This window comes from Geosporobacter ferrireducens (genome assembly GCF_001750685.1).
GTDB lineage: Bacteria > Bacillota > Clostridia > Peptostreptococcales > Thermotaleaceae > Geosporobacter > Geosporobacter ferrireducens.
Map to the genome: position 1 here is coordinate 4,542,799 of NZ_CP017269.1, position 13,583 is coordinate 4,556,381.

Consider the following 13,583-nt stretch of genomic DNA (forward strand, 5'->3'; position numbering starts at 1 on the left):
CTAGTGGTGGGGATTCTTCTTTTTCTGTTTTCAAGGCACCCTATGCTATAACTAAACAGCGTAGAGTGTCTTATTTGTTTTTAGCTCTATTCACTTATATCTACTGTAACACCAGATTTAAATTCTACAATAAATTTATCATGAAATACTATCATCTTTTCAATCAACTACCTTACCAGTTGCTCGTCATATTTAGTGATGACAGTGGGCTTATCAAGTAAAAAGGAACTTATATTTGAGCTTAACTTCTACAGGTACTATTATAAGGTGATTGTTATCATCCTTAGTATTTTTTAGATCTCGCTGGTAAAAATAAACGCAAAAAAATAAACATATCATATTGACACTGCCACTACTGCGTGATACTATATAGTAGTAGTAAGTAATACTAAATACATGTATCACTAGATAGTGAAGAGGTGATTTTTTGGAAAATATTACGGAAATGTTAAAGGGTGTACTGGAAGGCTGCGTTCTTGAAATCATCAACCACGAGGAAATCTACGGTTACGAGATCACGCGGAGGCTGAATGCCCTCGGATTTTCGGACGTTGTGGATGGGACAGTTTACACCATTTTGGTGCGGCTTGAGAAGAATAAACTCGTGGACATAGAAAAAAAACCATCCGATATGGGACCTCCGCGAAAGTTTTTCACGCTCAACGACGCGGGGCGTGAGGAGCTGCGGAGGTTCTGGGAAAGATGGGAATTCGTATCATCAAAAATTAACGAGTTAAAGGAGAAAAAACAATGAATTTATGGGAAAAAATTACAGGAAGCGACATGACTAAAGAATTGAAAAATTTTGAATCACGAGCCAAAAAGCTGCCGGCTGATTATCAAGCGGCATGGGAAAAAATTAATGCCAATCTTTGGCCGCACTCAGATTTCACCGGTCGCAACCTCATGCCAATTCTTGACGGTGTGCTTGGCCTGCTCGAAGAAGCGGCGGCGGACGGTCAGAGTGTCCAAGAGGTTTTGGGTGACGATATCAAAGGCTTCTGTTCAGCGCTGGCTGGTGAAGAAGGGGCAAAGTCTTTTCGCGACAAGTGGCGCGAGCAACTCAACAATAATATCGCTAAAAAATTAGGTAAATAGGAGGATAAAATGAGAATACAAGATATCATCGAAGGCAAAAAAGAGTGGCGAGCGCACGTGGCGCGTGTCAAAGCGCTCCCGAAAGATTATCAGATTGTTTATAAAGAGATTCAAAAATATCTCTTTAAGGTCGGCCCTGTTGAGCTAACCGACGGGATAGGTCTACTCTCGGGGATTATCGATCTTTTTGAAGAGGGCGCGGCCTTGGGGAAAGGCGTGCTCGAAGTGACGGGCAGTGACGTAGCGGCTTTCTGCGACGATCTAATCAAAGATTCAAAAACTTACGCTGACATCTATCAAGAATCTGTTGACCAAGAAGTTAATAAGGCCATGAAAAAGGTTACGGATAAAACAAAGTAAAAGGGAGATATCGGGACTGAAAAAGCAATTGAAGTGTAAGGTCTGCGCCTCCCGCATAGATGGAGTACATTGAAAAGCAGATTAATGTTTGCAGGCATTAAAATGATAGTGGTCAACAAAAACATCAACTAAAGGGATGGTAGAGTGTGTAAATACGAGTGGATATTATGCCCGGTCTGTGGCAACAAAACAAGGGTCAAGATACGTGATGATACGGTGCTTGAAAACTTCCCACTATTTTGTCCCATGTGTAAAAATGAAACGATAATCAATGTAAAACAACTGAATATATCAGTTATCAAAGAGCCAGACGCTAAGACGCAGAGCCGATAACCGTGAGTGAAATCACAGTTGTCGGCTCTTTCTTTATTACAACTACCCAAACTATATTGTAGAGGAGGAAAAAAAATGAAAAAAAGTATCATACAAATTAAAGGGGCAAAGAAATCTTACAAAGATGTAGAAGTACTCAAAGGAGTAGATTTTGAAGTAGAGCAGGGGGGTATTTTTGCATTGCTAGGTTCAAATGGAGCTGGAAAAACAACGATGATTAGAATCATGGCTACTTTACTTAAAGCAGATGCTGGAAGTGTTGTGATCAATGGTTTTGATATTGAAAAAAATCCAGGGGATATTAGAGGTTCTATCAGTCTTACTGGTCAGTTTGCTGCTATTGATGAAATTTTGACTGGACGTGAAAATCTTCAAATGATAGCAAAACTAAGACATTTTAAAAATCCAAATGCAGTAGCAGATGCGTTAATTAATCGTTTTGGTATGTCAGAGGCTGCAGACCGCAGGGTAGGTACTTATTCTGGAGGTATGAAAAGAAGAATTGATATTGCAATGAGCCTTGTGGGAAATCCAAAGATTATTTTCTTAGATGAGCCAACTACAGGCCTTGATCCAGAAGCACGTTTAAAAGTTTGGAAGATCATAAAAGAGCTATCAGCTGCAGGAACTACCGTATTCTTAACCACTCAATACTTAGAAGAAGCAGAACAACTTGCAGATAAAATTGCTATTCTTCATGGGGGAAAAATCATTGCTCTAGATACATTAGAAGGATTGAAAAAATTATTCCCACCTGCAAAAGTAGAATATGTAGAAAAACAACCGACATTGGAAGAAATATTTTTAACAATAATTAGTAAAAAGGGGGAAAAATAAATGGAATCTACCAATAAATATTTTTTCAAAGATATGAGTGTTATGTTTGGACGTTCTATGCGTCATATTTTTAGAAGTATGGATACAATTATTACAGTTAGTATCACACCAATTGCGATTATGTTATTATTCGTTTATGTATTTGGTGGTGCAATCGAAACAGGTACAGAAAATTATATTGATTATCTTTTACCAGGTATATTGTTAATGACTATTGGTAGTGGGATTGCATATGTAGCCTACCGTTTGTTTACAGATAAAGAACGTGGTATCTTTGAACGTTTTCACTCTATGCCTATCGCTCGTTCTACAGTATTATGGGGACATGTATTAACTTCATTAATTTCTAATGGAATTTCTGTAGTAGTGATTATACTTGTTGCATTATTAATGGGCTTACGTTCTTCAGCAGGAATTTTAGAGTGGTTAGCTGTATTTGGAATTCTAGGAATATTTACACTTGCATTGACTTGGATTGCTGTAATTGCAGGACTTTCTGCTAAAACACCAGATGGCGCAGGGGCATTCTCTTACCCAATCATCTTCTTACCATTTATCAGTTCTGCCTTTGTACCAACAGATACGATGCCTTCAGTAGTACGTGTTTTTGCAGAAAATCAACCTGTAACTCCCATCGTAGAAGCTATTCGTAACTTATTAGCAAATCAGCCAGTAGGAAATGAGATATGGACTGCTTTGGCTTGGTGTATAGCAATAATAGTTGTTGCGTATATATTTGCAATGAGGATTTATAAGAAATTATAACCTATCTGTATACTAAGTACAGTTACTTTATAGTAGTCGATACGCATTATTCAGCATTGTATATTGCGGCGAATGTCACCAAATTTACAGACGGGTGCACTGGAACAATCGAGGATGCAGATCTATCGTGTGAAGATGCGTTAGCCGCCTGGAGAAAAAGGGTTCTGACTGCACTTCCCCGACGATAAATGAAGAGGTGCTTCAGGTAGCGGTTGTAAAAGTAATCAATGAGGTACTTGCTAGCAAGGACACTTTTCTTTCCACCTTGCAGGCCAACATTGCAACGGTCTTAAATGAAGAACATGACAAAATCACTGATAATATTGATGCCAAATTGGATGAACTGCAAAACGAGCTTCTCAGGCCGGCAAACTCCAAAGCTGATTATAACGAAGTGACGGAAGAGATTTACCGCTTGCGGGAACTGAAGCAAAATGCACTGGTTGAAAATGCAGAACGTGAAGGAAAAAGGCAACGGATCGCAGAAATGACAGCCTTTCTAAATGAGCAGTTATGTGATATCACAGAATATGATGAGCAGCTGGTAAGGAGACTAATCGAGAAGGTTACAGTTTTTGATGATAAAGTAATTGTTGAGTTCAAATCAGGAGTTGAGCTTAACGTTGAAATATAAGATATTGAGTTGACCGCCAATCGAGGGACCTATCTCTTAGTTGGCGGCTTTTTTATACAAATGTATGAACAAATATATAGACAAAAGAAAATTTAAAATTGTGGATTAACTAATTAAAAAATTTTTGACTGAATTCATTCAATGTGATATACTATGTTCAAATTTCGTGAAAGGAGCTTTGTATGGTGAGGGTAACGAAAACAGTTCCCGAGCGTCGTCAAGAAATTATTGATACCGCGAGGGTACTGTTCACTGAAAATGGGTTTGACAAAACACAGATATCCGATATTGCAAAAAGAATGAACGTGGCACAAGGACTTGTGTACCACTACTTCAAGTCGAAAACAGAAATGTTGTACGCAGTCATTGATGCAATGGCCGATGAAAAACAGAAGGCGATGGAAACAGCCCTGAATGGTACAGAAAGCACGGCGCTTCAAAGGCTTATTACTCTGCTAAGCGTCAAGCTGGATTCGGATGGTTTTGGCAAACTGATACCGAGTATTGCAAGCGATGCCGCCATTATTGAATACTGTTCCAATAAAATGACCGTGTCCGCAATGCCCACGCTGCTGTCGCTCATAAAGCAAGGAAACTCCGATGGCTCGTGGAACTGTGAGTACCCCGAAGAAACAGCTCTGTTCATTTTGCGCGGGTCTAGCGGGTTCTTTGATATAGCTGGCGCTTCAAACGTTAAATCGGAAAAGAAACAAGCGCTTACGAATATAATCGTTCGGATTCTTGGTTCGCCGCCGAATCAGGCAGGCAAAGCATAAAGTATGGAGTATACGCAAAAAAGGAAAAATAAACTTGGTTTGGGTTAAATGGAAGCCATTTGGGTTAAATTATATACATAATTTTCAGACACCAACTTTTTCTATAGCAGTGGGCGTAGAATTCTTAGGTCTTTCATTAATTAGTTTATTTTCTATAGTTTTCAATAGTTTTTTTATTTGGTATGGAGCTTTTTTAGGGTTAATCTTACATTATGTATTGATTCATATATTACTTTGCATTAGATTTAAAGGATATGTACCCGGAGTCATCACATCGGCTATATTCCTAATCCCCAGCATCTGGATTTTGCGTGAGGCAAATATGATTTTAAATTATCGAATAGGGACGATATTGTTAGCTTGTCTATTGGGAGTTGTTTTAATGTATATCTTCTTCCAAGTGCTGTATAAGCTTATGGGTTACTGGTCCGAGCTGTTATACAAACACTCAAAAACAGGGCTTAGCTGAGAATATTTTAGCATTATTACACAGTCTGCCGTCCTTGCTTGTCGATTTTTGAGGAATTGCTAAAATCAAAAGGACAAAGGTAGTGAACGGCAACGAAACCTAATATACACAAAAATTCCCGACTGAAAACACCTCAGTCAGGCATGGCAATACTCATATCTAATCAGATGATGTGTGAATTCATATATAAAGACAGGATTCAACGATAGTGGATATAACTTTTTTTGATGATTGAAAATTAAGATGAGCGTATAAAAGAAAAATAGACACAGCGATACCTCCTAAGATACAGCCGTACCCTAAAAAAAGCCTGACTTTAACACACCCACTGACGATCCATTTTTAAAAAAGCCTAAAGACGGTTTTGATTGTTATTTCAAAACCGCCGTTAGGCTTTTGTGCTTTGTTTAAGCACTCCAATATCTAACAGCTATAACAACGATTTTTTACATGCCATTGGGCAGCATGAAATAAGAAATTATGTTCACATTTAACATAGCTCCATAATGCTTGTTGTTTGCATTTTGAATAGAAACGGGAAATTCAAAAGTGTTGTGTCCTGCCGTAATTTATTCATATTTTGATTTAAATACATGGTAAAATAACCATTCCTCTTTGTTCCATAGTCTTCACTCAATCTATTTTATTTCAACGCAAATTTTTGCTCTATTAGGTTTTTTAATTCTGCATCATTAACTACAAAATATAATGTTGTTTGACGTAATTCTGTTGTGCCGGGTAAAATAAAAGTCTCAATTTCGTTGATGTTTATTTTATTCAAAGCCTTCATATCTTCGGCAATTTTCACAGAAGGATAATTTGTTACAACGTTTTTTGATAATTCGTTATACAGTCCACTTATTTCTGCGAAATATTTAGTGTCAAATTTTTGCTTTATTAGTTCCGTAATAAAATTTTGTTGCATTCGTACTCTTGCAATGTCGCCTTCGGGATAACCCGCGCGATAACGGACTAAGTGTTCCGCTTTTTCACCATCCAATATTTGCAATCCTTTTTTCAAAGATATATATAAGTTCTGCGCAGGGTCATCATAAAGCATATCAACAGGCACATTAAACTCCACGCCACCTAAAATATCTATAATATTTCTAAAACCTTCAAAATTTATCCTTGCGTAATAATTAACAGGTATTTCAAGATGATTAGTAACGGCGTCAATTATTTTTTGGGCATCACCATCAGTCATTAAATTAGATATTTTATTATCTTGCTTATCTGATGTAATAAGGGTGTTTCGCGGAATCGACAACACCGCAAGACTGTTATTAGTTTTATTAAGTGAGAGCAACATTAAAGTATCTGTACGCATTTGCTCACTACCGTCAACGCCGATTAATAGTATATTCGTCTGATTTTCAGTCACGCTCTCAATCTCCTGAGGTTTATGTAAATCTTGTGATTGGGTTTTATCACTCAAAACTCCGCTTGCAAAAACAGAAGCACCAAGTATTATGCAAGCCGTAATTACTGAAAAAAGAATTGTTATTTTACTTTTTTTGTTGCATTTTTAATCATGGTAAATCTCCTTTTAATCTGATTTTTATTGCTTGCCATTGCCGTTGTAAACAGTTTAGTAGTTGTGCCTGTTCGTGAAACAAGTGTTAATATTGTGTTCATATAGCCTTTTTGTTCATTTTCGTCCAAATTTGCCACAACAGATAGATCGCAGGAGATTTCGCACTCCTGATCAATCTGCCTCGACACGATATAGGCGAAAGGATTAAACCAATGCACAGTATTTACAAGCATTGCAAACCATTTATACCAAAGGTCATGCCGCCTGTAATGGGTAAGCTCATGCAACAGTATATAGTTTAGATTTTCCTCCGACATTTCTATATCGGGAAGGAGTAACAAGGGACTGAAAATCCCCACCATAAGCGGTGCGTCAATCATGCTTGTTTTTCGGGTTATAATTTTATCTGCATCTATTCCTGGGCAGGAAATAATGACGGAGTTTTTGTGGATTGCCCGCAAAAATATCAAATATCTAATAAGGTTTATTCCCAACATCAACATCAATCCGACCAGCCACGCATAACACATCATATCTGTTATTCCAAATGAAATATCCTTTAATACATTTACTGTGCTTTGTCCGAGCGGTTTCGTGTCAACTGCTGGAATTGGTATTTGTTGTACATTTTCTGATTCCGTTTGTACTGTTGCGTCTGTGAAAGTCTGTTGCATGTTTAGCGAAACATCGGGTGCTATATTAGTGGTGACCTGCGGTAGACGTATAGTGACAGGCAACATCATAACAATAAGTACAATTGCCCATGCGTAATATTGCCATGCAGAGCCAAAATACCTCTTTGTTATAGGCTTTAACAACAGCAACAATGCCGCTAAAACACTTCCTACTGTCGACGTTATAAGTATTGCTTTGAAAATCTGTAATAACATAAATCCGTCTCCCCTCTAAAGATTAAACATCTTTTTGATTTCTTCAATGTCATCTGCGGACATCTCTCCTGCTTTGAACAGGGAAACAGCTAAATTCTTTACAGAGCCGTCATACAACTTTGATACAAGGTTTTTTGTCTGCGATTGCTTGTAATCTTCCTTTTTGATAATTGGATAATAGAGATATGACTTTCCCTTTTTTTTGTATGCAACTGCACCCTTTTCCACCAATCGACTAAGCAAAGTAGAAGCAGTTGTGTATTTCCACTCCTTATTAACAACGGTGTCACATACTTCCTGAGCTGTCATTGGTTTATCGGTTTTCCAAAGGACTTTGATAACCTCTAATTCTGCCTCGCTGATTTCAAATGCTTTGTTTTCCATATTATGCCTCCATAATAAATTAACTACAACCATAGTTTATATTCAAATACTACATATGTAGTAGAAATTTGTCAAGCCTTTTTATAAAAAGTTTGAATTATTTTTTCCAAATAAAACACAGTTTTCAAATTTGCACAAAGTGGCAAGCAGGAAAAGCCACTTACAAAGAGACTAGACAGGCGGCTGCTATGACACCCGACTTAGTACGCACAGAGAAAGACCCAGTGAAAGCTAAAGTCTTGAGAGTTATGGAGCAAGTTGCTCTCATTCTCCATGTGAAGAGACATGCTTTAATTGCTTCTGATTATGCAATAACTTTAATAAACTTAATGTATCTTAAAAATTTAGAGGAAGTAAGAAAAGAAAGAAAAATCCAAATTGAATTAATGAAGAATGTTTAATAAAAAGATTTAGCGTAATAAATTCTAATTTGAGATGAAATACTATGGACCAATATATAAGAGAAGAATTGGTAGATGCGCTACGAGTTGTATCTTCAACTATCAGTAAATGTGAAAAAATGAATGGACTGAGTTGGAAAATGTGCGTACATATTATGAATTTTTCAAAAGGTATGAAAACGAGTTTTAATAAAAATGAGACAGGGTGTGACAGGAGACACTTCCTTGGCACATTTTTTTTCAAAGAAGTTATACACATGCTAGCTGCAACATACCATGCATGTGGAGTGCGTAATATGAATGCAAAGGAAAGATACGTAGAAATCCTGAGGTTTCAGCACTTTGCGAGATATATGACTTTTACGACTGATGGCGATGATTTCAGGAATAAGGTGTTGAAAGATAAAATTGATGTATCGGTTGTGTTGGACATGGAGTGTGTAGATATGTTTACACAGTGCTTTAAGTAGATTGTTCTGACCTGTCGATATTACGCAGTGTGAGGTAAATTTGAGACTTGGCAATAATGAGAGAATGTCGAATCCTGAGCACATTGCAGTAATGAGACGTTGAGTTAATGGGAAGTAACAGAAAAAACGCTTGTGTTTCAAGTATTTTTTCTGTTACTTCCCATTATTTTTACAATCCTTATATTTGTCTGATGAAGGCATAGGGACAGGTACCTTGTCCCGATAAAAGATGAGACGCTGGAAGAGTATCGCAGGGAGCATAACCAGATGCTCATGGATAAAGCCACCGGAGCTAACTAACAGCATCGTGCAGGATAAATATGTCACCGTTTCTGTAGTAAAAAAAGAACATTGAAGAAGCCCTCAATTATATTTCCCGTATGATTACCCACACCAGCCAAAGAGACGAGGGCTTTTGCATTAAAGCCTCTTTTTCACGAGCAAATCTGCTAGAGCATTGCTCAATTTACCTAATTGTGCGTATATTCTTTTATACTCAGAATATCCTAATTAAGCAATGATGCCAAACTTTACAGGGAGAATTCACAGTCATATAGACAAAATATAGTACAAACAAAAAATACATAAATGAAAATAATTTTATGAAGCTTGACAATTTAATAAAAAAACCCCTATAATGATATTAGTATCAAATGATACTAATATCATTATAGGGAGAGAGAATAATTATGGCAGATCATTTTGCAGGTGAAGTTAGACCCTTAAATTTTGAGCAATACTCCGAAAAGTACAAAGAATTTTTTGTTATGAAAAGAGAAAACGGGATCATTGAGGCGAGAATGCATACAGATGGCGGCCCTTTCCAGCATACTTGGGCGGGGCATTCTGCGTGGAGCCAGGCATGGCATGATATTGCCAATGATCCGGAAAATGAAGTGCTGATTATTACCGGCACGGGAGACAAATTTTACACGATCCCCTATTCGACCAATCCTGAAAAGCGGAAATCATCAGGAAACTGGGAAAGCCTTCCTTTCAGAGAATGGTCGCCTGACCTTATGATGCGCCAATACAAGGAGTCCTACAAAAATCTTGAGAATCTGGTTTTTCAAATGGACATCCCAACAATAGCAGTCGTCAACGGCCCCGGCTCACATACGGAATTCACATTGGCCTGTGACTTGACGTTATGTGCTACTGATGCCTATTTCTTCGAAAATCATTTCATTTTCGGCGTTGCGCCCGGCGATGGGATGTATCTCATCATGCAAGAACTCCTTGGGCTGAAGCGGGCTGCGTACTATATGTATACGGGTGAAAACATCGATGCTGAGACGGCGAAGGAACTCGGGTTGGTGAATGAAGTACTGCCCAGAGAAAAGTTGATTGACAGAGCATGGGAACTGGCGCGAGAGATGATGAAACGACCGCGCGGATGCCGGTATATGGCGAGCCAGATTACGAAACGTCCTTGGAAAAGGATCTTAGCAGCAGATTTGGAACATAATATGATGCACCAACATTTCGATATGGCGGCTCAACGTGAAACAGGTACAACAGATCTGAGGAAATATTTGCCTATTAAAGTTCCATTTACTTATTTGGATTAGGTTCCAGAATTCGCTCCAGTCCAAAGACTTATTCGGAACAGATGTATAAAGTATAAATCGTGAAAAGGGGGCAGATCATGTTTATTCAGGAGTATGATCTGCCTCCGTCTAGCAAATGGATTATGCTAAAAGCTAAAGGAATTACCAATAGGAAGGGAGTATAGACGGATGAAAAAAAAAGGTTTGCATGGTGACATTCAGCCAGCTTTAGGCTGGCATAACAAGAAGAAGGCGAAAACAAGAGCCGCTATTCAGCGTGAAGCATTGAGACTGTTCAAAGAGCAAGGGTATAATGAGACAACAATAGAACAGATAGCAGAAGCCTCGGAAATTTCACGTATAACTTTCTTCCGATATTTTGCGACGAAGGCCGACGTGGTTCTTTGTGATATTGACTTTATTGATAATACGGTTAAGGAGGCTACTCTGTCGGCGCCTTCAGAAATGAGTCCAATTCAGGCCTTGCGAAATGCGCTTTACAAATTGTTCATGGAAAGTCAGATTGAGGAGAGCGAACAGATAAAAGAGCGTCACCTGTTATTGCGTTCGGTCCCTGAGCTGCGTACTGCTACGCTGAACCATTTTACGGGGAAAATTCGATTAATCAACGAAATGATGGCAGAACGGGTTGGACGTAGCCAGGATGACTTTGCAGTATGTAACCTCTCCGGTGCAATTGCCGGGGTATGGCTTGCTGCATGGATGAGTACAGGAGAAGATTTATCAGAAGGGTTTATAGAGAGGTTTTACAAGTTACTCGATGCTGGTTTGGAACATCTTGAAGCGGGTCTGCCCCTATAAATTTAGTGTAAAAGGTTAAATACATTGTATTTGGGTATTTCAGGGGATTTGAAGGATCAAACCATAGGGTGCCATTTAAAACATTTATGGCAAGACTTTTAAATAGATTTTTCACAATTTTGGAGGTCAGTTATGGCAAGCAGAATGCTATTGCAAATCCGGGGGTTAGATAAAACCTTTACCCGGGATAAATCTGGACTCAATACTATAAGAATAGCAGTCATGGGGCTAGAAATTAAAATTCCGGCCAAAAGCGGGCCAAGCAATCCCGACAGCATCGATACCTGATTTACAGCGGCATTGGCTTTTACCAAATTATTTTCCGACATCACAAGTGGTATGCTTGATTGGACAACAGGTGTTTCAAATGAGGAAATTACAGATAGAAGAATCATCAGACCGCTTATCATGATAAGAGAATTCTGCCTTAACAATACAATCCCTAGTAAGACAGCGATGATTGAATACCCAAAGTCAAGGGAAGCCATCAGGTTTTTCTTATTCCTTCTGTCCGCTAAAATTCCACCAAAGGGTGAGAGAAAAACAGGAGGAATACAACTGACTGCTATGATGATTCCAAACAGTGCTGCTGATCCCGTCAAATCAAGAATATAGAGTGAAATAGAAAATTTCAGTATGTTGGTGCCAAACATGGAAATGGCCTGTTCCAATATGAGAAAAGTAAAATTTTTAGTGAATAGTTTTGATTTCATAGAAACACATCCTCCTTATATATATCTATTATAAAATAGAAAGCCTGACAACATATGTCAGGCTTCAGGCTGCCGACATTCTGTATGTTGATGGCTTTATAGATTAGTTATGTTATAATACAGATAAACATTTGTCGGTAATGTAAAGAGCAGAAAATTTATATTAGGTATGGGAGGTAAATATGCAAGTAGGAGATAAAATATCATTTGGCAGTTACGATTGGCGAGTGCTTGACATACAAAACAATACGGCTTTGATTATAACCGAATGTATTATAGAACAGCGTGCTTACCATGATGCTTATAAAGATATAACATGGGCTGACAGCTCGTTAAGAAAATATCTTAACGGTGAATTTTATAACAAATTCAACGCAACTGATAAATCAAGAATAATTCCGGTAATAAATAAAAATCCTGACAATCAGTGGTATGGTTCAAAAGGCGGAGCAGATACGCAAGACAGCATATTTATATTAAGCATTGAGGAAGTAGTGTGCCAATATTTCGGTGATAGCAGTTCAAAACTGCAAAACCGTGGAAAAAATCAAAAATATTGGTTTGAAAGAAAAGATGAAAACAACAGTAAGCGAATAGCAAGACTTGAGGCTAATAAAGGGGGTATTTGGTGGTGGTGGCTTCGGTCGCCCGGCCGCGTTAATGTAAAAGCCGTGTACATCCACGGTGACGGTAATATAGGTATCCAAGGCAACAATATATTGAAAGGCAACATCAGTGATGGCAAATGTACAGGCGGTGTCCGTCCCGCTTTGTGGCTAAAGCTGTAATGTAATTTGAATCATAACAAATAAGCACGATACCGTGTACGATATCAAACGGCTCTATAACGTGAGTATTGAGATTATCTAACTTGCAAAAGTGATGTATAATCGTTATGTGTAGCAGCTTTGCGCTTTAACGATAACATAAAAAAATTATATTTTCAAATATGACACGTTGTTGTCTAATTTGTCATGCTATAATGATGAAAAATTTAGTAGGAGGAGTTAAAAATGAGCAGGTACGAAGAAGGAATAAAATTAATCGAGGAAAGATGCGGCAACGGAAAAGATAATATCATCTCTCTCTCAACCATCGCAATGGAACCGAACGCTGACGGAAAACCCCGTCCTTATGTCCGTGATGTGGACGCTTATTATGAAGACGGCGTGTTTTATGTTACTACTTGGGCGAAATCAACTAAAATGCAGCAGATAGCTCAAAACAAAGAGGTTGCATTTGCTGTTTGCTTCGAGTGGTTTTCCGGAAATGGAATTGGCGAAAACCTCGGATGGGTTTTAGATCCGAAAAACGCTGAGCTAAGGACTAAACTTCGTAAAGCATTTGCCAAATGGTACGACCACGCAAACAATGAACAGAATGAAAACTGCATTATTTTGGCAATCCGCATCACAAGAGGCACGGTAATTAAAGACCACGGTGCTGTGCGTTACAATATGGACTTTGTGAATAAGGTAGAGACTGAAGAAGGAAAAGTTAGGTAAGGCATTAAGCCGTATCTAATAAGCATTTCTTTATTACAT

The 13,583-nt window shown here is 38.2% G+C and carries 19 protein-coding genes; 15 read left to right on the forward strand and 4 right to left on the reverse strand.

Annotated elements, in window-relative coordinates; genetic code table 11:
* Positions 1–427 precede the first annotated feature (427 nt).
* The 9 genes from Gferi_RS21320 (at position 428) to Gferi_RS29540 (ending at position 5,272) form a co-directional block, all read left to right on the forward strand.
* Positions 428–754 carry a PadR family transcriptional regulator gene (locus Gferi_RS21320; protein WP_069980104.1) on the forward strand — a complete coding sequence of 109 codons (327 nt, stop codon included), beginning with the start codon at positions 428–430 and terminating at the stop codon, positions 752–754.
* Positions 751–1,098 carry a DUF1048 domain-containing protein gene (locus Gferi_RS21325; protein WP_069980108.1) on the forward strand — a complete coding sequence of 116 codons (348 nt, stop codon included), beginning with the start codon at positions 751–753 and terminating at the stop codon, positions 1,096–1,098. Before Gferi_RS21320 ends, Gferi_RS21325 begins: the two co-directional genes overlap by 4 nt.
* Positions 1,099–1,107: 9 nt before the next feature.
* Positions 1,108–1,458 carry a DUF1048 domain-containing protein gene (locus tag Gferi_RS21330; protein WP_069980109.1) on the forward strand — a complete coding sequence of 117 codons (351 nt, stop codon included), beginning with the start codon at positions 1,108–1,110 and terminating at the stop codon, positions 1,456–1,458.
* 144 nt (positions 1,459–1,602) lie between these two features.
* The gene (locus tag Gferi_RS27755; protein ID WP_083273687.1) at positions 1,603–1,791 is read left to right on the forward strand and encodes a cysteine-rich KTR domain-containing protein; all 189 of its coding nucleotides are present in this window, start codon (positions 1,603–1,605) and stop codon (positions 1,789–1,791) included.
* A gap of 75 nt (positions 1,792–1,866) precedes the next feature.
* On the forward strand, positions 1,867–2,628 hold the full coding sequence (locus Gferi_RS21335; RefSeq protein WP_069980111.1) for an ABC transporter ATP-binding protein: 762 nt from the start codon (positions 1,867–1,869) through the stop codon (positions 2,626–2,628).
* The gene (locus Gferi_RS21340) at positions 2,629–3,393 is read left to right on the forward strand and encodes an ABC transporter permease (RefSeq protein WP_069980113.1); all 765 of its coding nucleotides are present in this window, start codon (positions 2,629–2,631) and stop codon (positions 3,391–3,393) included.
* Positions 3,394–3,589: 196 nt separating this feature from the next.
* Entirely contained in the window at positions 3,590–4,027 is a 438-nt protein-coding gene (locus Gferi_RS21345; RefSeq protein WP_236932639.1) for a DNA recombinase, read from the forward strand.
* Positions 4,028–4,209: 182 nt separating this feature from the next.
* Positions 4,210–4,803 (forward strand): TetR/AcrR family transcriptional regulator, encoded by a 594-nt coding sequence (locus Gferi_RS21350; RefSeq protein ID WP_069980115.1) that lies wholly within the window; start codon positions 4,210–4,212, stop codon positions 4,801–4,803.
* Positions 4,804–4,912: 109 nt separating this feature from the next.
* Complete coding sequence (locus Gferi_RS29540; protein ID WP_408607516.1) at positions 4,913–5,272, forward strand: HXXEE domain-containing protein; 360 nt, start codon at positions 4,913–4,915, stop codon at positions 5,270–5,272.
* 643 nt (positions 5,273–5,915) lie between these two features.
* Here the strand turns inward: Gferi_RS29540 and Gferi_RS21360 are convergent.
* The 3 genes from Gferi_RS21360 to Gferi_RS21370 all read right to left on the reverse strand — a co-directional run bounded on the left by Gferi_RS21360 (position 5,916) and on the right by Gferi_RS21370 (position 8,083).
* Complete coding sequence (locus tag Gferi_RS21360) at positions 5,916–6,656, reverse strand: LCP family protein (protein WP_069980119.1); 741 nt, start codon at positions 6,654–6,656, stop codon at positions 5,916–5,918.
* A 119-nt stretch (positions 6,657–6,775) separates the two neighbouring features.
* On the reverse strand, positions 6,776–7,699 hold the full coding sequence (locus tag Gferi_RS21365) for a M56 family metallopeptidase (RefSeq protein ID WP_069980121.1): 924 nt from the start codon (positions 7,697–7,699) through the stop codon (positions 6,776–6,778).
* Between the two features lie 15 nt (positions 7,700–7,714).
* On the reverse strand, positions 7,715–8,083 hold the full coding sequence (locus Gferi_RS21370; RefSeq protein ID WP_069980123.1) for a BlaI/MecI/CopY family transcriptional regulator: 369 nt from the start codon (positions 8,081–8,083) through the stop codon (positions 7,715–7,717).
* Positions 8,084–8,151: 68 nt separating this feature from the next.
* On the opposite strand from Gferi_RS21370, the gene Gferi_RS29230 reads away from it, so the two are divergent.
* From Gferi_RS29230 to Gferi_RS21390, 4 genes are all read left to right on the forward strand, one after another.
* A complete protein-coding gene (locus Gferi_RS29230) occupies positions 8,152–8,484 on the forward strand; it encodes a putative immunity protein (RefSeq protein WP_069980125.1) in 333 nt (110 codons plus the stop codon).
* Positions 8,485–8,528: 44 nt separating this feature from the next.
* Positions 8,529–8,954: a hypothetical protein gene (locus tag Gferi_RS28905; protein ID WP_069980127.1), complete on the forward strand. Its 426-nt coding sequence runs from the start codon at positions 8,529–8,531 to the stop codon at positions 8,952–8,954.
* A 689-nt stretch (positions 8,955–9,643) separates the two neighbouring features.
* A complete protein-coding gene (locus Gferi_RS21385) occupies positions 9,644–10,525 on the forward strand; it encodes an enoyl-CoA hydratase/isomerase family protein (protein WP_069980129.1) in 882 nt (293 codons plus the stop codon).
* A 168-nt stretch (positions 10,526–10,693) separates the two neighbouring features.
* The gene (locus Gferi_RS21390; RefSeq protein WP_069980132.1) at positions 10,694–11,326 is read left to right on the forward strand and encodes an acyl-CoA-like ligand-binding transcription factor; all 633 of its coding nucleotides are present in this window, start codon (positions 10,694–10,696) and stop codon (positions 11,324–11,326) included.
* A 98-nt stretch (positions 11,327–11,424) separates the two neighbouring features.
* On the opposite strand, the gene Gferi_RS21395 is transcribed toward Gferi_RS21390, so the two are convergent.
* Entirely contained in the window at positions 11,425–12,039 is a 615-nt protein-coding gene (locus tag Gferi_RS21395) for an MFS transporter (protein WP_069980134.1), read from the reverse strand.
* A gap of 182 nt (positions 12,040–12,221) precedes the next feature.
* Here Gferi_RS21395 and Gferi_RS21400 point away from each other — a divergent pair, with 182 nt between their 5' ends.
* Together Gferi_RS21400 and Gferi_RS21405 are read left to right on the forward strand one after the other, a co-directional pair.
* On the forward strand, positions 12,222–12,827 hold the full coding sequence (locus tag Gferi_RS21400) for a DUF6273 domain-containing protein (RefSeq protein ID WP_069980136.1): 606 nt from the start codon (positions 12,222–12,224) through the stop codon (positions 12,825–12,827).
* Positions 12,828–13,052: 225 nt separating this feature from the next.
* Positions 13,053–13,544 carry a pyridoxamine 5-phosphate oxidase gene (locus Gferi_RS21405; RefSeq protein WP_069980137.1) on the forward strand — a complete coding sequence of 164 codons (492 nt, stop codon included), beginning with the start codon at positions 13,053–13,055 and terminating at the stop codon, positions 13,542–13,544.
* Positions 13,545–13,583 lie beyond the last annotated feature (39 nt).

Coding starts and splice junctions, on each gene's coding strand:
- Gferi_RS21405 (WP_069980137.1), top strand. CDS start 13,053: ATGAGCAGGTACGAAGAAGGAATAAAATTAATCGAGGAAAGATGCGGC.
- Gferi_RS21325 (WP_069980108.1), top strand. CDS start 751: ATGAATTTATGGGAAAAAATTACAGGAAGCGACATGACTAAAGAATTG.
- Gferi_RS21385 (WP_069980129.1), top strand. CDS start 9,644: ATGGCAGATCATTTTGCAGGTGAAGTTAGACCCTTAAATTTTGAGCAA.
- Gferi_RS21370 (WP_069980123.1), bottom strand. CDS start 8,083: ATGGAAAACAAAGCATTTGAAATCAGCGAGGCAGAATTAGAGGTTATC.
- Gferi_RS21330 (WP_069980109.1), top strand. CDS start 1,108: ATGAGAATACAAGATATCATCGAAGGCAAAAAAGAGTGGCGAGCGCAC.
- Gferi_RS21400 (WP_069980136.1), top strand. CDS start 12,222: ATGCAAGTAGGAGATAAAATATCATTTGGCAGTTACGATTGGCGAGTG.
- Gferi_RS21365 (WP_069980121.1), bottom strand. CDS start 7,699: ATGTTATTACAGATTTTCAAAGCAATACTTATAACGTCGACAGTAGGA.
- Gferi_RS21395 (WP_069980134.1), bottom strand. CDS start 12,039: ATGAAATCAAAACTATTCACTAAAAATTTTACTTTTCTCATATTGGAA.
- Gferi_RS21390 (WP_069980132.1), top strand. CDS start 10,694: ATGAAAAAAAAAGGTTTGCATGGTGACATTCAGCCAGCTTTAGGCTGG.
- Gferi_RS21350 (WP_069980115.1), top strand. CDS start 4,210: ATGGTGAGGGTAACGAAAACAGTTCCCGAGCGTCGTCAAGAAATTATT.
- Gferi_RS28905 (WP_069980127.1), top strand. CDS start 8,529: ATGGACCAATATATAAGAGAAGAATTGGTAGATGCGCTACGAGTTGTA.
- Gferi_RS21340 (WP_069980113.1), top strand. CDS start 2,629: ATGGAATCTACCAATAAATATTTTTTCAAAGATATGAGTGTTATGTTT.
- Gferi_RS21335 (WP_069980111.1), top strand. CDS start 1,867: ATGAAAAAAAGTATCATACAAATTAAAGGGGCAAAGAAATCTTACAAA.